Source organism: Bacteroides cellulosilyticus (assembly GCF_020091405.1).
Classification (GTDB): domain Bacteria; phylum Bacteroidota; class Bacteroidia; order Bacteroidales; family Bacteroidaceae; genus Bacteroides.
This window is the reverse complement of sequence record NZ_CP081903.1, coordinates 5,718,148-5,737,942: the sequence shown is the minus strand read 5'-3', so window position 1 is coordinate 5,737,942 and position 19,795 is coordinate 5,718,148. Positions and strand designations below refer to the sequence as shown.

Here is a 19,795-nt window from a genome sequence, read left to right as displayed (position 1 = left end):
ATTATGAAAATAGCAATTGTCGGAACTGGTTATGTCGGTTTGGTAACTGGAACTTGTTTCTCGGAAATGGGGATAGATGTTACTTGTGTAGATGTACAAGAAAGTAAAATTGAGAATTTGAAGAAAGGAATTATCCCCATTTATGAACCGGGATTGGAGGATATGGTACATCGCAACTATAATGCAGGGCGATTGAACTTTACGACCTGTTTATCAGATTGTCTGGATGATGTGGAGGTGGTGTTTAGCGCTGTAGGGACGCCTCCCGATGAAGATGGAAGTGCAGACTTGAGGTATGTGCTTGAAGTAGCCCGTACCATTGGGCGTAACATGAAAAAGTATGTACTGGTAGTTACTAAGAGTACAGTTCCTGTAGGCACTGCACAGAAAGTAAAAGCTGCTATTCAGGAAGAACTTGATAAGCGACATGAGGAGATTGAGTTTGATGTGGCGTCCAATCCTGAATTCCTGAAGGAGGGGGATGCAGTGGATGATTTTATGAAACCGGATCGTGTAGTGGTCGGTGTTGAATCTGAAAAAGCAAAGGACATTATGGAGCGTCTTTATAAACCTTTCATGATGAATAATTATCGTTTGATATTTACAGATATTCCGAGTGCTGAAATGATAAAGTATGCAGCCAATTCGATGTTGGCTACTCGTATCAGCTTCATGAATGATATTGCGAACTTGTGTGAACTGGTAGGTGCAGATGTAAATATGGTACGCAAGGGCATTGGTGCAGATAGTCGTATTGGAAGCAAGTTCCTTTATCCAGGTTGTGGTTACGGTGGATCCTGTTTTCCGAAAGATGTAAAAGCGTTAATAAAAACAGCGGAAAAGAATGGTTATCCGATGCGGGTGCTTGAAGCAGTGGAAGAGGTAAATGAAAAACAAAAGAGTATTCTTTTCGAAAAGTTGTTGAAGCATTTCAATGGTGATATAAAAGGTAAGCAGGTGGCTATGTGGGGATTGGCATTCAAGCCGGAAACGGACGATATGCGTGAGGCTCCGGCTTTGGTACTGATAGATAAATTAGTAGAATCCAGTGTGACAGTGAAAGTGTATGACCCTATTGCCATGAAGGAATGCAAACGTAGAGTAGGTGATAAGGTTATTTATGCTACGGATATGTACGATGCTGTATTGGATGCTGATGCTTTGCTGGTGGTGACCGAATGGAAAGAGTTCAGGATGCCAAGTTGGGGAGTGTTGAAAAAAACAATGAAGCAACCATTAGTGATTGATGGTCGTAATATTTATGATAAGAATGAGTTACAGGAAATAGGGGTTGAGTATAGATGTATTGGAAAACTCTGAACTGCAAATGAAAGCATTTTAAGTTGCGTTAATATCTGAATATTATTTTATCTCCATGAATATACTTATTACCGGAGTTCACGGCTTTGTGGGCTCCAATCTTGTTGTTGCCTTAAAAGGACATCATTCCCTTTATGGCCTTGATATTGTCGCCCCTGAAAAGGAGGGAGTGGTAAAGACTTTTGCTTGGAAAGATATTGAAACAACTTCTTTTCCGATGCAGTTTTTACCCAAGTTTGATGCTATCATCCATTTGGCAGGCAAAGCGCATGATACAAAGAATCAGTCTGCTTCTCAGGTATATTTTGATATCAATACAGGGCTGACGCAGAAGATATTTGATTTCTTTTTAGAATCTTCTGCGAAGAAATTTATCTTTTTCAGTTCTGTGAAAGCTGCTGCAGACAGTGTAGTGGGGGATATGCTGACAGAAGATGTGATACCTACTCCGGTTGGTCCTTATGGAGAAAGTAAGATTGCAGCTGAAGAATATATTCTTAGTAAGTTGAGAAGTGAGCATGGGGAATTGAAAGTTGCTATGCAGCGCGATAAACAGGTGTATATACTTCGTCCTTGTATGATCCACGGTCCTGGTAATAAAGGTAATTTGAACTTGCTTTATAATGTGGTAAAGAAAGGTATCCCCTGGCCTTTAGGTGATTTTGAGAACAAGCGTTCTTTTACTTCTATAGATAATCTTTGCTATGTAGTGGAAGGTTTGTTGACAAAAGACGTAGCGAGCGGTATTTATCACATGGGTGATGATGAAGCCTTGTCTACGAATGAACTGATAGCCCTTATGTGTGAAGCTATGGGTAAGGAGCCTCACATCTGGAAAATGAACAGGAAAATGATGGAAGGTTGCGCAGGACTGGGTACGCTGCTTCATCTGCCTTTGAATACAGAACGGCTGAGAAAACTGACTGAGAATTACGTGGTAAGTAATGAGAAGATAAAATCTGCTCTTGGCATTGACCGGATGCCTGTCCGTGCGGCGGATGGAATAATGAAAACAATACGGAGTTTCTAACCTATTTATAAATTGTAAATCGTGTATTATATCATTATATTAGTTCTGCTCTTTGTAGCAGAACTTTTTTATTTTAGAGTGGCTGATAAGTTTAATATCATTGATAAGCCCAATGAACGTAGTTCTCATTCACGGATAACTTTGCGTGGTGGCGGTATAATCTTCTATTTTGGAGCTTTAGCCTATTTCCTGAGTAATCATTGGGAGTATCCATGGTTTATGTTGGCATTGACTCTGATCACTTTTATCAGTTTTGTAGATGATATCCGTTCTACTTCCCAAGGTCTGAGGTTGGTGTTTCACTTTACTGCTATGGCTCTAATGTTTTACCAATGGGGCTTATTCTCACTTTCCTGGTGGTGGATTATCATAGCTTTGATTATCTGTACGGGTATCATTAATGCTTATAACTTTATGGATGGCATCAATGGCATCACAGGTGGTTATTCATTGGTTATCCTTGGTGCATTAGCTTATATCAATTCTGAGATCACTACGTTTGTTGAACCGGCTTTGATTAATACCGTTCTTTGTTCAGTCCTGGTCTTTTGTTTCTTCAATTTCCGTAAGAAGGCGAAGTGTTTTGCGGGTGATGTCGGTTCTGTGAGTATCGCTTTTATTCTCCTTTTTCTGATAGGGAGACTTATAATTAAAACAGAAGATTTCAGTTGGATAATCCTGTTATCCGTTTATGGTGTCGATAGTGTCCTGACTATTATTCATCGCCTGATGCTTCATGAGAACATCGGTTTGCCCCACCGGAAACACATGTATCAATTGATGGCAAACGAGTTGAAAATACCTCATGTGGGGGTATCATTAATTTATATGGCGGCACAGGCTTTGGTCATATTGGGTTATTTCTGTTTCGTGGGATATGGTTATTGGTATTTGTTGGGGATAATTGTATTATTGAGTGGCATTTATGTGTTGTTTATGAGAAGGTATTTTCATTTGCATATTCAAAAGAGAAAATAAAAATGAGTCTTCGGCTTTAGGAAGCAATGCGATGAATATCTGATAAAAACATTCTTTTTTTAAATAATAACGGGCGGTAAGGCGGTAGTTTGATGAACTATCTCTTACCGCCTGTTTCTTTTTTTATAGTTTAAAATTCTACAACTTTATTTCTATCCTTATAACTTTATTGTATATTTGCCAAAACAATTCTATATTCACTGAATGGGCTTATTTAGGAAAATAATATATAGTTTTTTTCTTTTCTTACTGGTATCCATTTTGGGGCTTTCATCAGTTTTTGCAGTGACTGGGGAACACCCGGTACTGATTATCAGTTCGTATAATCCGGATGCTCGTCAGACTTCCGGAAATATATACGATTTCATGGAAGAGTTTGAGCGTCTGGGTGGAAAAGCTCCGATAGCTTTGGAAAACATGAACTGCAAAAGCTTCTCCGAGTCGCCACAGTGGAAATCGAAAATGACGGAGATACTGGATAAGTATGAGGGAAAGCGTGCGCCTGTATTACTTGTTTTAATTGGTCAGGAGGCTTGGGCTGCCTATCTATCGCAAGAAGACTCTATACGCGGAAGGTTTCCGGTATTGACTTCATTGGCAAGCCGCAATGCCATTATTCTTCCGGATGATTCTGTAAATCTGAAAACATGGATGCCTGGTGCAGTGGATTTCTTTAATGACTTTACTGATTCTTCAGTCAAAGCCGGTTTTGTTTACGAATATGATGTGGAAGCCAATATCAATCTGATAAAACACTTATATCCGAATACTAAAAATATAGCTTTTGTTTCTGATAACAGCTATGGAGGCGTTTCCTTGCAAGCCCATGTAGTAGAGGAGATGAAGAAACATCCGGAGTTAAATCTGATTCTACTGGATGGACGTACCAATACGATTTATACCATCAGTGATAAACTTCATGAATTGCCCCCGAATACAGCTTTGTTGATGGGTACCTGGCGTGTGGATATGTACGACGGATATTTTATGCGTAATGCAACTTATACCATGATGGAAGCTGCGGGTGATGTGCCTACATTTTCCATTAGCTCTGTCGGTATTGGTTATTGGGCTATAGGTGGAGTGACACCCTCTTATCGGCCATTAGGCAAGGATATGGCGTATCAGGCAGTCCGTCTGCTGCAAGGAGCTGACAGTGATCGTATAGAAGTAGAAGTCATCCCTAATAAAGTGATGATGGATAGTAAGATTGTGAAGGAAAAGCGTCTGGATCTGTCTTTTATTCATCAGCCGATAGAAATGGTGAATGAGAATCCATCGTTCTATGAACAATATAAATATCATATCTGGACTGTTGCAACCATTTTAGTCGTGTTATCTGCGGGGTTGTTTGTTTCATTGTACTTCTATTACCATACCAAAAAGCTGAAAGATGAACTGCAAGAGTCGGAGAGTGCTTTGAGAGATGCGAAAGACCGTGCAGAAGAGTCCAGCCGTCTGAAAAGTGCCTTCCTCGCAAATATGAGTCATGAAATCCGTACTCCGCTGAATGCAATTGTGGGATTCTCGGATGTGTTGGCTTCCGGGGGAAGTTCGGAAGATGAACAGCAGGGGTATGTTGATATCATTAAAACCAATTCTGATTTGCTGCTTCGCCTGATAAATGATATTCTGGATGTTTCCCGTCTGGAGGCGGACCGGGTTACGTTTACATTTGAGGAATGTGATGTAGTGCCGTTGTGCCAACGCGTTTTGGCTTCTGTCAGTCAGGCTCGCAAGTCGGAAAATGAGTTTATCTTTGAGTGCGACCGTGAAAGCATGGATATGCGCACTGACACTCAGCGCCTGCAACAGGTTATCATAAATCTGCTTTCCAATGCCGATAAGTTTACCCGGAACGGTAAGATTACTTTGGGACTGAAAGTGGATGAGAAGCAGAGAGAAGTCCTGTTTTCTGTCTCGGATACGGGTACAGGTATTCCTTTGGAAAAACAGAAGCTTGTATTTGAGCGATTTGAAAAACTGAACGAGTACGTACAGGGCACAGGATTGGGACTTTCCATCTGTAAGTTGACCGTAGAGAAGTGGGGAGGAAAGATCTGGGTGGATCCGGGATATACGGATGGGGCAAGATTTGTATTTACACATCCATTAGACATCGAACAACCAAAGAAATAACTAATAACTATGAAAAGAGTTTCCTTTTTTTTAGGGTGGATATTCCTCCTGATAGTAGCTGTATCAGCCCAGGATAAGATCGTAAAGCTGAAAATAATAGAGACCAGTGATATACATGGGAACTATTATCCTTATGATTTCATACTCCGCCATGAGGCTGGAGGAAGTTTGGCGCGCATACATGCTTTTGTGCAGAAAGAGCGTGAAGTCTATAAAGATAATCTGCTTCTATTAGATAACGGGGATATTCTGCAAGGCCAGCCTTGTGCCTATTATTACAATTATATTGACACTATTTCTCCGCATCTGGCAGCTGAAGTGTTGAACTATATGCAGTATGATACCGGCAATATGGGTAATCATGATGTGGAGACCGGGCGTGCCGTGTTCGACCGTTGGGCAGGAGACTGCAAGTTTCCCATTTTAGGTGCTAATATTATTGATACGGCTACGGGAAAGACTCATTTCAAACCTTATGAAGTTTTGGAGCGAGATGGCGTGAAGATCGTAGTGTTGGGTATGATTACTCCTGCTATTCCTGTATGGTTGTCGGAGAACTTATGGAAAGGACTGCGCTTTGATGATATGGAAGAAACGGCTCGCAAATGGATGAAGATTATCCGGGAAAAAGAGAAGCCTGATCTGGTGATCGGTATTTTCCATGCCGGACAGGATGCATTGCTGATGGGCGGTAAGTATCGTGAAAATGCTTCTGTAGAAGTAGCTCGTAACGTTCCCGGATTCGATATCGTCCTGATGGGACACGATCATGCCCGTGAATTGAAGAAGATTAAAAATATAGCTGGAGATTCTGTCTTGATTATGGATCCCGCAAGCAAGGGAATTGTTGTGGCAAACGCAGATGTTACTTTGAAACTTCGAAAAGGAAAAGTCATAGAGAAGCATATTGACGGCGCTTTGACAGATATGAAAGATTATGCTGCAAGTGAGGATTTCATGAAGCATTTTGCTCCCCAGCTCAATACGGTTCAGGGGTTTGTATCCAAGAAAATAGGCAGTTTCACAGAGACCATTTCCACGCGTCCTGCCTATTTCGGCTCTTCTGCCTTTATTGACCTGATTCATTTGTTGCAGCTTGAAATAACCAATGCTGATATATCGCTTGCTGCGCCCCTGTCGTATGATACGGAAATTAGTAAGGGAGATGTGTTTGTGAGCGATATGTTCAACTTATATAAGTATGAGAATATGCTCTATACCATGAAACTGTCCGGTAAGGAAGTGAAGGATGCTCTGGAAATGTCATATGATATATGGACGAATCAGATGAAATCTCCTGATGACCATCTGTTATTGTTCCGCAAGCAACGTCGTGAAGGTGCAACGGATCGTGCTTCTTTCCAGAACTTTAGTTTTAACTTCGATTCGGCAGCCGGCATCATATATACGGTAGATGTAACAAAGCCGAAAGGGGAGAAGGTTACTATTATCAGTATGGCTGATGGTACCCCTTTTTCTATGGACAAGATGTATAAAGTAGCACTGAATTCATACCGTGGTAATGGTGGTGGAGAATTGTTGACTAAGGGAGCCGGGATTCCTCAAGATGAATTGAAAGGGCGTATCTTGTTCTCTACAGATAAAGATCTGCGTTATTACTTGATGCAGTATATAGAGAAAAAGGGAGTGATTGAGCCACATGCATTAGGGCAGTGGAAATTTATTCCCGAAGAATGGGTAGAGCCTGCCGCCAAAAGGGATTATGAATACTTGTTTGGAAAAGTGGAGAAATAATCGCTATCTTTGCAGTCGCAAATTTTAAAAGGGTGGTAGGAACGTGAACAAAGAGATGAAAAGAATTATAGGAGCTGTATGCTTGTTGGTGCTGTTTGTGGCATATCAGACAAGTATTACAGCTTTTACTCATGTTCACTATGTCAATGGAGTGATCATTACGCACTCCCATCCGTTTCACGGTAAACATACACACTCCAAATCCGAACTTCTCGTTATTGGTCGTTTGTCAACTTTCCAGGCCCCGGAGGTTGATGTATATGAAGATCTGCACCCCATGCGAATACTTCTGGCAGTGCTGGAAGCTGAACAGGTGTCGCCTTTGGTAAAAGGAGGGGGAGAGCAGACAATTTCTCTTCGTGCTCCGCCGGCGCTCGCGGCATAAATGGGAATTCATTTAAATTATCATTTCTCTTTCCTCTTTTAATTTTATCAATACATACATTTTTTGAGCGCAAATTAATGAAAAAACATATACTTGCGCTGGTGCTTACGGTGGTTTGCATCAGCCTCTATGCTGTAAATCCTATAAAGGAAGGCAACATGATTTCCGGTCACGTGATTGTGAAAGGAACAGAAGAAAATATACCTTATGCAACTATATTGATTAAAGAAAACGGCCAGGGAACAGTCTCAAATGAAGAAGGCCAGTTCGAATTTCGCAAGCTTCCTGCCGGAAAATATACGCTTCGGGTATCAGTTGTAGGTTATAAGACGCAGGAAAAAGAAGTAACTGTCAGTAAGGATTTTACCGCAGTTGTGCACTTCCCGATGGCGGAGGAAAGCTTCATGACTGATGAAGTGGTTGTATCTGCCAATCGCAATGAAGTGAGCCGGAAGAATGCCCCGGTTGTGGTGAATGTGATGAGTGCCAAACTTTTTGAGATGGTGAACTCCACCGACTTGGCAAAGACTCTGAATTACCAGTCCGGCTTGCGTGTAGAGAACAATTGTCAGAATTGCGGTTTTCCCCAGGTGCGTATCAATGGTCTGGAAGGTCCGTATTCTCAGATTCTGATTAATAGTCGTCCGATCATTAGTGCCCTTAGCGGCGTGTATGGACTGGAGCAAATTCCTGTAAATATGATAGAGCGGGTAGAAGTTGTACGTGGTGGTGGGTCTGCCCTGTTCGGAGCGAATGCAGTGGGAGGTACTATCAACATTATCACCAAAGATCCTATCAGTAATTCCTTCCAAGTTTCCAGTATGTTTTCGTGCATGGACGGACAGTCGTGGGAACAATATATGGGCGGTAACGTCTCCCTGGTTGCTAAAGATAATTCCTATGGTATTGCCTTGTATGAAAGCTATCGCAACCGTAACCCCTATGACCGTGACGATGACGGCTTCTCCGAACTTGGTAAGCTGAACATGAATACCTTTGGTTTCCGTGCCTACTATCGTCCTACACACTTCAGTCGCATCAATTTGGAATATCATACAACCAACGAGTTCCGACGCGGTGGCAATAAGTTTGATTTGCAGCCCCATGAGTCCGACATCACAGAACAGACCAAGCACATCATCAATAGTGGAGGTGCCAGCTACGACCTGTTCTGGCGTGAATATAAGCATAAAATATCTCTTTACGGCTCTGTGCAGCATACAGACAGAAACAGTTACTATGGGGCTCAGCAAGACTTGAATGCTTATGGTAAAACTGATGATCTGACTTGGGTTGCCGGTGGTATGTATGTTGGTAATATGAATAACTGTTTCTTTGCTCCGGCTACTTTTACCGGTGGATTGGAATATCAGAATAACTCCCTGCATGATGTCATGACCGGTTATCACCGTGATATGAAGCAGGATGTACGCATTGCCAGTGCTTTTGTCCAGAATGAATGGAAGATGAGTCAACTTACCATGCTGGTAGGTGCCCGCCTCGACAAGCATAATCTGATAGACAAACTAATTTTCAGTCCGCGCGTCAATTTCCTCTATAAGCCGACTGAAGATTTTCAGGCTCGTCTGACGTATTCTACCGGTTTCCGTGCACCACAGGCTTATGATGAAGACTTGCACGTGACCGCTGTAGGCGGTGAGGGCGTTCAGATTAAGCTGGCTGACAATCTGCGTGAAGAGCGCTCTAATAGTTACAGCGGTTCTATAGATTGGAGTACATACCTCGGACACTGGCAGGCAAACGTTCTGTTGGAAGGTTTCTACACAGATCTGCGCCATGTATTCGTGTTGGAAGATATCGGTAAAGATGAGAACGGTGACAAGATAAAAGAACGTCGCAATGGTAGTGGCGCACATGTATACGGTGTCAATCTGGATGCAAAGCTGGCTCATGGCAAAGAGGCGCAGTTCCAGTTAGGTTTCACGGCACAGCGTAGCCGCTATACGAAAGCTGAAGTTTGGACCGAAGTAGATGATGAAGAGTTGACCACCAAACGTATGATGCGTACACCGGATTACTACGGTTATTTTACTTTCTCTTCTGCGCCGTTGAAGAACTTTGATTTCTCTTTGTCCGGTATCTACACCGGTAAGATGATCGTTCCTCACTATGCACCGGTAGATGCTCCTGAAGGAGCTTTCTGCAATATCGAGAAAGACCGTATGGAGAACACTCCCGATTTCTTCGATCTCAATCTGAAGTTGAATTACACTTTTGTCTTGCGTGACCATATCAAGTTGCAACTCAATGCCGGTGTACAAAATATCTTTAATAGTTTCCAAAAAGACCTGGATAAAGGGGAGTTCCGTGACTCCGGTTACTTCTACGGACCTACACAGCCGCGAACGTTCTTTATCGGTTTTAAGATTATGAATTAGATTAAGGTCTAAATTTAATATTGCGGGGGCTTCCGAAATTATTGCAAGGGCTTATGAATTTGTTGTAAGAGCATAATTTCAGAGGCCCTTTCTTATACAAATGTTCCTTTTTTCTTTTTTTTAGGAGATTTCGGACGGTTTTCAGCGAAATATTGCTTATGTTTGCCACGTAATTAAGAAAGGGAGATGAAAAATATAAAGAACGTAGACATAGCAACTATTCGCCGTTTTCCGGCAATGGATTTTATCGGGAATGATTTTGCCATATTCGACAATATAGGAGATATTCCCTTGTTTGGTTACCCTACGCGTCTGAATGCGTCTTGCCTGACACTTTGCCTGAAAGGGCATTGCCGGATACGCATCAATCTGAAAGAGCATGAGCTAACCGCAGGTGTCCTGGTGGTCACACTGCCCGAGCAGATATTGCAGCAAGTGGAGCGCTCGGATGATTTTACCGGAGTTTTCATTGTAGTGTCCGGACAGTTCATTGATGATGTGCTTCCTACGGTACAGCAGTTGTTTCCTTTGTTTTTCATGATTAAGGAACAGCCCTGTGTACACCTTAAACCGGAAGAGATGGATGCCATTCAGGAATATTATTCTTTCCTTCAGAAGAAAGTAAAACTGAAAGACAATCCTTTCCGTAAAGAGATTACACAAGGACTGATTCTTTCTTTGTTCTATGAGATATACAGTATCTATCAGGGCAATGAACCTGCGGTCAGAAAGACGAAAACCCGGAAAGAAGATCTCTTTGAACGTTTTATCCGTTCGATTTCCGAATCATACAAAGTGGAACGAAGTGTGGCTTACTATGCCGACAAGATGTTCCTCACAGCCAAGCATCTTTCTACGGCTGTAAAGGAGGTGAGCGGAAAGACAGCCGGTGAATGGATTGACAGTCTCGTTATTCTGGAAGCCAAAGCTCTGTTGAAATCTTCTGAAATGAGTATTCAGGAGATCTCAGACGAGCTTCATTTTGCCAATCAGTCTTTCTTTGGCAAATACTTCAAGCATCACACAGGTATGTCTCCGAAAGAATATCGTAAGCAATAGTGCACAGTATCGGAATATTCTTTATTTTTGCAGGTATTAAATACCCTCAAAAATAAGAAAGCATGGAAAAAAGAGAAATTGATCTTACTGTATCCTGCTATGGAAAAGTAAAGGATGTGGAGTATGATGTTGTTATACTTCCCTGGGGCGCTACGGAACCCCATAATCTGCATCTTCCGTATCTTACTGATTGTATTCTGCCCCATGATATAGCCGTAGATGCCGCTACTTTGGCACTGGAGCATTCAGGTGTGCGCTGTATGGTGATGCCTCCCGTACCTTTTGGTGCTCATAATCCCGGACAGCGTGAACTTCCTTTCTGCATACACACCCGCTACTCTACCCAGCAGGCCATTCTGGAAGATATTGTAGCTTCCCTGTATGCTCAGGGGATGCGTAAATTGATTATTATCAGCGGGCATGGAGGCAATAACTTCAAAGGCATGATACGTGACCTTGCTTTTGTCTATCCGGATTTCCTGATTATAGCCACTGACTGGTTCAGTATTGTTTCTCCTAAAGGCTACTTTGAAGCTGAAATAGACGATCATGCCGGTGAATCGGAAACTTCTGTGATGATGCATTACCATCCGGAATTAGTGAATATGGATGAAGCAGGCGATGGAGAATCCAAGCCGTTTGCCATTCCTTCGCTGAATGAGAAGGTGGGCTGGGCACCTCGTCATTGGGATAAAGCTACGATAGATAGTGGGGTAGGGAATCCCAGGAAAGCTTCAGCAGAAAAAGGAGCACATTATGTAAAACCAGTAATAGAAAAGCTCGCCCAACTCTTTACGGAAGTTGGGCAAGGTGAGCTCTACTAAGCAAAGTGAAAAGCTTACTTATCTACTGACATTAGCCATTTGCCATCTCTTTTTACCATTGATTGCGTACCATCCTGCGTTTCTCCGTTTCCGTAGGTTTGCTTAATCTTTACTGTTGCGCTGTTTCCATCTTCCGATATTTCTTCTGATATGATCTCTATACTTTTCAGTCCGTCCTTTTTTTCATATTCTTTGGAAACTTTCTCTTTCAGCATGGACACAAGCCCGTCCTTTTGCTCTTTCATTTTCTCCGCACCTACGCTCTCATCGAATGCAAGTCCGTCTACAAACTTTTCATAGTCACCTTTGATGAGATAATTACCATACTTTTTCATAGCATCTCCCGGGCCACTTGAAGAGCAAGCTGTCATTAAAAACATAGTCATAACCATCAGACTAAAATAAAATACCTTTTTCATACGCTTTTTTTTAAAGTGATTAATATGTATTTAAAAATAGTATATCAAACAGAGACGCTTGCTCTGCGCAATATCGTTGGGCAGGAGATAATCTCCTCTGAATCCGGGAATATTTACGTGGCTGACACGCCCTTCAGGTAAATCTATTCCCTCTTTTCTGTATACAAAGTCTATCAACTCCGTGCAATACATCTTGGTGGTGTCTGCCAAATCATAATCATGATCGAATAACACATGGCTCGCATAAAGCTGTTCCGCGTGAGTTGCTGCCCGGTATCTGGCTACCGAATCCCCTGATACACGCATGATAGCTCCGTTAACAGCTTTTCTTTTCTCAAAGAATACTTCTACGGTTTCCATTTTTACACGGTCAGGGTCGTCCTTAAAATCCGGTTCACCAGGCACGGCATGTATCACATACCATTGTCCGGCTTTCTTTTTCAGGATGCCGGTATGCGAATAAGCACCTTCCCGGTCTGCAGCCAACACCACTCTACTGGTAATCCCTGTTCCTCTTCTGAAAGCGATATCTCCATCCCGGAATAGTTCTTGTGGTAGCTCTACCGGAGGTGTCTCTTTATCTGAACTTCCCTGGCATCCGACCAGTACAAGGGTAAGAAACAATATTGTTTTCAGCAGTGATACGTGTGTCTTCATTTCCATCCGTACAAATATATAAATTAATTTGCATCATTACATGTTTTTTAAATGATTTTTGTAGTGTAAACGAAAAAAGAGGCAACAACCTTACTCAGTTGTTACCTCTTTTTTAATTTATACCCTAAAAACTAATCTCTTTTACCTATAAAAACTAATTCTATTTCTTTTCTGATGGCGCAAAGGTAGAGAGTTTCAGGGAAAAATGATTTGATATAAATCAAAAACTGAATATTCTTATCGTATTTCTTACAATATCCCTGCGCGAACACGGCTGAGAGTTTCGGGCGTCATCAGCAAATAAGATGCGATATGTGATAATGGTGCCCGTTTGATGACTTCCGGGTGGGTGTGCATCAGCATATTGTAGCGCTCGCGTGCTGTTTCGAACCGCCAGGAGTCAGCTTTCACCTGGGATACTATGAGTGAATATTCCAGTATCTTGCGATAGAACATATTGATTTCCCAGGAGATTTCAGTCAATCTCATGAATTTGTCGTAGGGGAGAAGGTAGACTGTACAAGGCTCCAGGGCCTCTGCCATCAGGCGGGTCGGTTCTTGTTTCAGGGTGCTTTCGATGCAGATGATGACACAACCCTCGTAGGAAAAGTGTTCGGTGACGTCCTTACCGTTTTTGTAATAGAATTGGCGCATCATGCCTTTTCCAACAAATACCATGTGGTGGCAGACTTGTCCCTCCTTGAATAAGAGTTCACCCTTTTCCAGCTCTTTGCGGATCAGAATATCTTCTATCAGTTTTCTACCTTCAGGTGCCATGCCCGGATAACGGGAATTCACAGTGGCATTAACTGTCTCTTTTAATAGTGTATCCATAATTGTTCGCTGGTTTCTGTAACTGTTTCCGGGGACAAAGGTATAAAAGATTTGATTTATATCAAATCTTATTAAGTGATTAGCGGTTAGTAATCACTTAACAAACCCTTTTGTCGTCCACTTCATACTGTACCAGCGTTTTACGAAGATGGCTCCACGGATGTTCTCGTCCAGCAAGAAGGCGACCCACATACCGCAGATGCCCCACTCCAGAGGGATACCGATGATGTAGCCCAAGCCGACGGCAACGCTCCACTGAACTACCAGGCCGACATAGAAAGGATAGGTAACATCTCCGGCAGCACGCAAGGCGTTGGTTGCAAAGATATTGATGGGACGTCCGATTTCGAGAATGACGTCGATGATGAGGATGGTGGTTCCGAGCCGGATGATTTCTTCATTGGTAGTAAGCCAATGGAAGATCGTGTTTCCGAATATAGCAAGGATGGTGGAGAGTATAACGGTGATCATGACGGATTTCTTCATAACATATTTACCCATGAGGAAAGCGGCATGAGGTTTCTTTTCTCCGATGAGATGCCCGATGCAAATGGCACCACCCTGCGCCATGGAGATGCTGAACAGATAGGCAAACATGATGATATTGACACAATAGGTGCGTGTGGCAAGAGCTTCGACGCCCAGCATATTGATGAAGAAGGTAATCACTACTTGCGAAGAACTGTAAGAAAGTTGTTCGCCGGCAGAAGGGAGTCCCACCTTCATCAGATTTTTCAGTTCTATCCACGGGAACGGACGGAAATAGGCAATGGGGAAGCGGTGGATATGCTTGCGGAACAGGATGATGAACAGGAGAACCATAGACACGCCACGGCTGAAAGCGGTGGAAATGGCAGCACCTTCCACACCCAGTTCGGGAAAACCGAACTGCCCGAAGATGAGGGAATAGTTACCTATAATATTGAGAATGTTGACAACAACGGTTACCAGCATCGGGTAAATGGCTTTATTGGCACTGCGCAGGGAGGCGGAAAGTGTTAGTGAGATGGCTTGGAAGAAGGCGAAAGCGCCTACAATACGCATATAGTCCATGCCGTCAGTCATCAGTTCGGAAGTCAGTCCCATTAGGCGCAGGATAGGCCCGGCACCAAAGAAAAGGAGCAGGCTGACGGATACGCCTACCACTATGTTCACAAGGATTGAAACACCGACCACTTGTACCACTTTCTTTTGCAGGCGGGCGCCAAGATATTGGGAGCAAAGAACGGATGTACCGAGATTAATGACCTCGAACACAAGAAAGGTAAGCATAATAATTTGGTTGACTACTCCGACGGCAGCCACACTGCTGTCGGAGTGGCGACTCAGCATAATAGTATCCACGGCGCCCAGCATCATGATGAGCAGGGTTTCTATAAAGATGGGGGCAGCAAGCTTTGCAAGCCGCTTTTTCAAGCTTTCCTGATGTACCATTTCGTATGTGTTTGAGACACGGTGATGAAAAATCGCGCAAAGATACGCAAAGAGGTGAAAAGAGAGATTGATGTGAGTCAAATAAAGAAAAAGGGATTCAAACTTAATCCCTGATGCTTTTCTTAAATCTTTTTTTTCTCCCTTTGCTTTTGACTTTTAACAGATTACATCTTTTTGTGAAAAAAGTCAGAAAAAAATATGATGGAAAGATTTGCATAGTCCAAAAGTTTCCCATACATTTGCACCGCATTTGAGAAACAATGCAGGTTTAAGGAAGTGTGGGTGAGTGGCTGAAACCACCAGTTTGCTAAACTGACGTACGGGTAACTGTACCGGGGGTTCGAATCCCCCCGCTTCCGCAAACAGCCGGTGGATTCGTCTAACGGTTAGGACACATGCCTCTCACGCATGTAATACGAGTTCGATTCTCGTATCCACTACGGTAAAAAAGCATAATGCACTCTTAGCTCAGCTGGTAGAGCAATTGACTCTTAATCAATGGGTCCAGGGTTCGAGTCCCTGAGGGTGTACAAGGTATAAGGCGGTTATCAAATAATGATGACCGCTTTTTTTATGCAATTAATTCTCATTCTCTGGGAATACTTCCTATCTTTGCACTCCGAAATCAATTAAAAGCGTAAACACATTGGATTGGTTATACAGTTTATTCGTTGAACATTCCGCTCTGCAGGCGGTTGTGGTACTCTCGTTGATCTCCGCTATTGGTTTGGGGCTGGGAAAGATACATATCTGCGGTATATCGTTGGGAGTGACCTTCGTGTTTTTTGCAGGTATCATTGCCGGACATTTCGGGCTGTCCATTGACCCGCAGATGCTGAACTATGCTGAGAGTTTCGGTTTAGTGATATTCGTGTATGCACTGGGATTGCAGGTCGGTCCGGGCTTTTTCAGTTCGTTCAGGACGGGTGGTGTGCAACTGAATATGCTGGCAGTGGGCGTGGTGCTGATCGGTACGGTGATGACGGTGTTGGGCAGCTATGGACTGGGAGTTTCCCTGCCGGACATGGTGGGTATCCTCTGTGGTGCCACGACCAATACCCCTGCGCTGGGTGCCGCACAGCAAACCTTGAAACAGATGGGCATTGAGGCGAATACTCCGGCTTTGGGATGTGCGGTGGCATATCCGTTGGGCGTAGTGGGAGTGATTCTCGGTATCCTGCTGATACGCAAAATGCTGGTGCGTAAGGAAGATTTGGAAGTCAAAGAGAAAGACGATGTGAACAAACCATATATCGTTGCATTCCAGGTGCACAATCCGGCAATCTTTAATATGAGCATAAAGGATATAGCGCAATTGAGCTATCCTAAATTCGTGATATCCCGTTTGTGGCGGGACGGGAATGTGAGTATCCCCACTTCCGAGAAGGTGATTAAAGAAGGTGACCGTCTGCTGGTCATCACTTCCGAAAAGAGTGCGCCTGCACTGACGGTGCTGTTCGGCGAACAGGAAAATACGGACTGGAACAAGGAGGATATCGACTGGAATGCCATTGACAGCCAGTTGGTTTCGCAACGTATCGTGGTGACACGTCCCGAACTGAACGGAAAGAAACTGGGTTCGCTGCATCTGCGCAATCATTACGGCATCAATATCAGTCGCGTATATCGCAGTGGCGTGCAGTTGCTGGCTACGGCGGAACTGACTTTGCAGTTGGGCGACCGACTGACGGTAATAGGTGAGGCGGCTGCCGTACAAAATGTGGAAAAAGTATTGGGCAATGCTGTCAAGAGCCTGAAAGAACCTAATCTGGTTGCTGTATTCGTGGGCATTGTCCTCGGCCTTGCATTGGGAGCAATACCTATCGCTATCCCCGGTGTCAGCACTCCCGTGAAGTTGGGACTTGCAGGAGGCCCGATTATAGTAGGCATTCTTATCGGTACTTTCGGCCCCAGAATGCACATGGTGACCTACACAACCCGCAGTGCCAATCTGATGCTTCGTGCCTTGGGCTTGTCGCTCTATCTGGCTTGTCTGGGATTGGATGCGGGTGCCCATTTCTTCGATACGGTGTTCCGTCCGGAAGGTTTGTTGTGGATAGCTATCGGCTGTGCGCTGACTGTGCTTCCTGTACTGATAATGGGAATCATTGCTTTCCGTTGGATGAAGATAGATTTCGGTTCGGTGGCAGGGATGCTGTGCGGTAGTATGGCGAATCCGATGGCATTGAATTATGTGAATGATACCATTCCCGGTGATAATCCTTCAGTTTCTTATGCTACGGTTTATCCCTTGTGCATGTTTCTGCGTGTGATTATCGCCCAAGTGCTGTTGATGTTCTTTTTAAGTTGATAGTGAAGAGTTGGGAATGTAGAGTTGAGGATTAGGAACGTAGAGTTGAGGTTTGGGAATGCAAAGTTGAGGATTAGAAACGTAGAGTTGAGGTTTGGAATGAAGACACAAGCCCATATGTAATTTGTAAATTGTAATTTGTAATTAGATATCATGAGTAATATTACCCCTGAAAGCATCATGAGCGACTTGCGTTATTTGCAGTTGCTGTCACGCAGTTTCCCTACAATTGCGGATGCCAGTACAGAAATTATTAATTTGGAAGCTATTTTGAATCTCCCGAAGGGGACAGAACACTTCCTGACCGATATTCATGGTGAATACGAAGCCTTTCAGCATGTGTTGAAGAACGCTTCGGGAGCCGTGAAGCGAAAAGTGAATGAAATCTTCGGGCATACCCTGCGTGAAAGTGAGAAGAAAGAGATATGTACGCTGATTTACTATCCCGAAGAGAAGCTGCAACTGATTAAAGAACAGGAGGCTGACCTGGACGACTGGTATCTGATAACATTGAACCAACTGGTGAAAGTTTGCCAGAATGTATCTTCCAAATATACACGCTCAAAGGTACGCAAGGCACTTCCGGCAGAATTTTCGTATATCATTCAGGAATTGCTGCATGAGTCGAGTGTAGAGCCTAATAAGCATGCCTATATCAATGTGATTATCAGCACTATCATCTCTACCAAGCGTTCAGATGATTTCATCATCGCGATGTGTAATCTTATCCAGCGGCTGACGATTGATTCCCTGCACATCGTAGGAGATATCTACGACCGTGGTCCGGGAGCGCATATCATTATGGATACACTCTGCGATTATCATAATTTCGATATCCAGTGGGGAAACCATGACATTCTTTGGATGGGAGCAGCGTCGGGTAATGACGCCTGTATTGCCAATGTGATCCGTATGTCGATGCGTTACGCTAATCTGGCGACATTGGAAGACGGGTATGGCATCAACTTGCTGCCGCTTGCCACGTTTGCCATGGATACCTATGCGGATGATCCCTGTACAATTTTTGCACCGAAGATGAACTTCGCAGATGGTAACTATAACGAGAAGACTTTACGGTTGATTACCCAAATGCATAAAGCCATTACGGTGATACAGTTCAAACTGGAAGCGGAGATTATAGATCGTCGTCCTGAGTTTGGCATGCAGAACCGAAAGTTGCTGGAAAAGATTGATTTCGAGAAAGGCGTCTTTGTGTACGAAGGAAAGGAATATCCGCTTCGCGACACCAACTTCCCGACGATTGATCCGGCTGATCCGTATCGCCTGTCAGATGAAGAACGGGAGTTGATTGATAAGATTCATGCTTCGTTCATGAACAGTGAAAAACTGAAGAAGCACATGCGTTGTTTGTTTACGTATGGTGGTATGTATCTGATTTGTAATAGTAACCTGTTGTATCATGCTTCGATGCCTCTGAATGAAGATGGCAGTTTCAAGCGTGTCCGCATCGGAAAGAAAGAATATTGGGGCAAGAAATTATTGTGTAAAACGGATCAACTGATACGTACAGCTTATTTTGACGAAGACGGTACGGAGGAGAAGAGTTTTGCGCTGGATTATGTGTGGTATATGTGGTGTGGCCCAAATGCTCCATCGTTTGACAAGGATAAGATGGCAACGTTTGAACGCTATTTTATAGGAGATAAAGAATTATCTAAAGAAACCAAAGGATATTATTATACTTTGCGCAACCGTGCGGATATTTGCGAGCGTATTCTTGCGGAATTTGAGGTTACAGGTCCTCATTCACACATCATTAACGGGCATGTGCCTGTGAAGATTATCAAAGGTGAGAAGCCGATAAAAGCAGACGGTAAACTGCTGGTGATTGACGGTGGATTCTCCAAAGCATATCAGCCGGAAACCGGAATTGCCGGATATACGCTGGTATATCATTCGCATGGCTTACAGCTAGTGCAACATGAACCGTTCCAAAGCCGTCAGAAAGCAATAGAAGAGGGACAGGATATCAAATCCAATACTTTCGTCGTCGAGTTCAATTCACAACGCATGATGGTGAAAGATACCGATAAGGGAAAAGTACTAGTAACGCAGATACAGGACCTGAAGAAGTTGCTGGTAGCGTATAGGACGGGGTTTATAAAGGAAAAGAACTGAAGACTAAATATGAGGTATTAAGTATTAGGTATTAAGTATTAAGCGTTCAAACATTTGCCAGTGCATTACGTGTAGCAGCCAATACTTAATACTTAATACTTAATACTTAATA

15 protein-coding genes and 3 tRNA genes are annotated in these 19,795 nt (G+C 43.3%); 14 read left to right on the top strand and 4 right to left on the bottom strand.

Going from position 1 to position 19,795, the window contains the following annotated elements; all coding sequences use genetic code 11:
* Positions 1–3: 3 nt before the first annotated feature.
* The 9 genes from K6V21_RS22030 to K6V21_RS21990 all read left to right on the top strand — a co-directional run bounded on the left by K6V21_RS22030 (position 4) and on the right by K6V21_RS21990 (position 11,889).
* Positions 4–1,320, top strand: coding sequence for a UDP-glucose dehydrogenase family protein (locus tag K6V21_RS22030; protein WP_224319870.1), 1,317 nt, complete (start codon positions 4–6; stop codon positions 1,318–1,320).
* A gap of 55 nt (positions 1,321–1,375) precedes the next feature.
* Positions 1,376–2,350, top strand: coding sequence for an NAD-dependent epimerase/dehydratase family protein (locus tag K6V21_RS22025; protein ID WP_224319869.1), 975 nt, complete (start codon positions 1,376–1,378; stop codon positions 2,348–2,350).
* A 21-nt stretch (positions 2,351–2,371) separates the two neighbouring features.
* On the top strand, positions 2,372–3,328 hold the full coding sequence (locus tag K6V21_RS22020) for an MraY family glycosyltransferase (RefSeq protein WP_224319868.1): 957 nt from the start codon (positions 2,372–2,374) through the stop codon (positions 3,326–3,328).
* Between the two features lie 204 nt (positions 3,329–3,532).
* Entirely contained in the window at positions 3,533–5,467 is a 1,935-nt protein-coding gene (locus tag K6V21_RS22015; RefSeq protein WP_224319867.1) for a sensor histidine kinase, read from the top strand.
* A 9-nt stretch (positions 5,468–5,476) separates the two neighbouring features.
* Positions 5,477–7,222 (top strand): bifunctional metallophosphatase/5'-nucleotidase, encoded by a 1,746-nt coding sequence (locus K6V21_RS22010; RefSeq protein ID WP_224319866.1) that lies wholly within the window; start codon positions 5,477–5,479, stop codon positions 7,220–7,222.
* Between the two features lie 55 nt (positions 7,223–7,277).
* Positions 7,278–7,607 (top strand): hypothetical protein, encoded by a 330-nt coding sequence (locus K6V21_RS22005; RefSeq protein WP_022210170.1) that lies wholly within the window; start codon positions 7,278–7,280, stop codon positions 7,605–7,607.
* 77 nt (positions 7,608–7,684) lie between these two features.
* Complete coding sequence (locus K6V21_RS22000; RefSeq protein WP_224319865.1) at positions 7,685–10,006, top strand: TonB-dependent receptor; 2,322 nt, start codon at positions 7,685–7,687, stop codon at positions 10,004–10,006.
* Positions 10,007–10,192: 186 nt separating this feature from the next.
* Positions 10,193–11,065, top strand: a complete 873-nt coding sequence (locus tag K6V21_RS21995) for a helix-turn-helix domain-containing protein (RefSeq protein ID WP_007213525.1) — start codon at positions 10,193–10,195, stop codon at positions 11,063–11,065.
* Positions 11,066–11,127: 62 nt separating this feature from the next.
* A complete protein-coding gene (locus tag K6V21_RS21990; RefSeq protein ID WP_224319864.1) occupies positions 11,128–11,889 on the top strand; it encodes a creatininase family protein in 762 nt (253 codons plus the stop codon).
* Positions 11,890–11,903: 14 nt separating this feature from the next.
* Here the strand turns inward: K6V21_RS21990 and K6V21_RS21985 are convergent, their stop codons facing one another.
* From K6V21_RS21985 to K6V21_RS21970, 4 genes are all read right to left on the bottom strand, one after another.
* The gene (locus K6V21_RS21985; RefSeq protein WP_217713617.1) at positions 11,904–12,308 is read right to left on the bottom strand and encodes a DUF4878 domain-containing protein; all 405 of its coding nucleotides are present in this window, start codon (positions 12,306–12,308) and stop codon (positions 11,904–11,906) included.
* A gap of 30 nt (positions 12,309–12,338) precedes the next feature.
* Positions 12,339–12,971: a YiiX/YebB-like N1pC/P60 family cysteine hydrolase gene (locus K6V21_RS21980; RefSeq protein WP_224319863.1), complete on the bottom strand. Its 633-nt coding sequence runs from the start codon at positions 12,969–12,971 to the stop codon at positions 12,339–12,341.
* Between the two features lie 243 nt (positions 12,972–13,214).
* Complete coding sequence (locus K6V21_RS21975; RefSeq protein WP_217713619.1) at positions 13,215–13,799, bottom strand: Crp/Fnr family transcriptional regulator; 585 nt, start codon at positions 13,797–13,799, stop codon at positions 13,215–13,217.
* A 93-nt stretch (positions 13,800–13,892) separates the two neighbouring features.
* Positions 13,893–15,233, bottom strand: coding sequence for an MATE family efflux transporter (locus tag K6V21_RS21970; protein WP_224319862.1), 1,341 nt, complete (start codon positions 15,231–15,233; stop codon positions 13,893–13,895).
* 272 nt (positions 15,234–15,505) lie between these two features.
* Between K6V21_RS21970 and K6V21_RS21965 the strand changes: the two genes are divergently transcribed.
* The 5 genes from K6V21_RS21965 (at position 15,506) to K6V21_RS21945 (ending at position 19,683) form a co-directional block, all read left to right on the top strand.
* Positions 15,506–15,592: transfer RNA gene (locus tag K6V21_RS21965), tRNA-Ser, on the top strand.
* 9 nt (positions 15,593–15,601) lie between these two features.
* Positions 15,602–15,673, top strand: a tRNA-Glu gene (locus K6V21_RS21960).
* A 17-nt stretch (positions 15,674–15,690) separates the two neighbouring features.
* Positions 15,691–15,763, top strand: a tRNA-Lys gene (locus K6V21_RS21955).
* Positions 15,764–15,879: 116 nt separating this feature from the next.
* Positions 15,880–17,544: a putative transporter gene (locus K6V21_RS21950; RefSeq protein ID WP_217713621.1), complete on the top strand. Its 1,665-nt coding sequence runs from the start codon at positions 15,880–15,882 to the stop codon at positions 17,542–17,544.
* A gap of 153 nt (positions 17,545–17,697) precedes the next feature.
* Complete coding sequence (locus K6V21_RS21945; RefSeq protein WP_007213534.1) at positions 17,698–19,683, top strand: fructose-bisphosphatase class III; 1,986 nt, start codon at positions 17,698–17,700, stop codon at positions 19,681–19,683.
* The last annotated feature ends 112 nt before the right edge of the window (positions 19,684–19,795 follow it).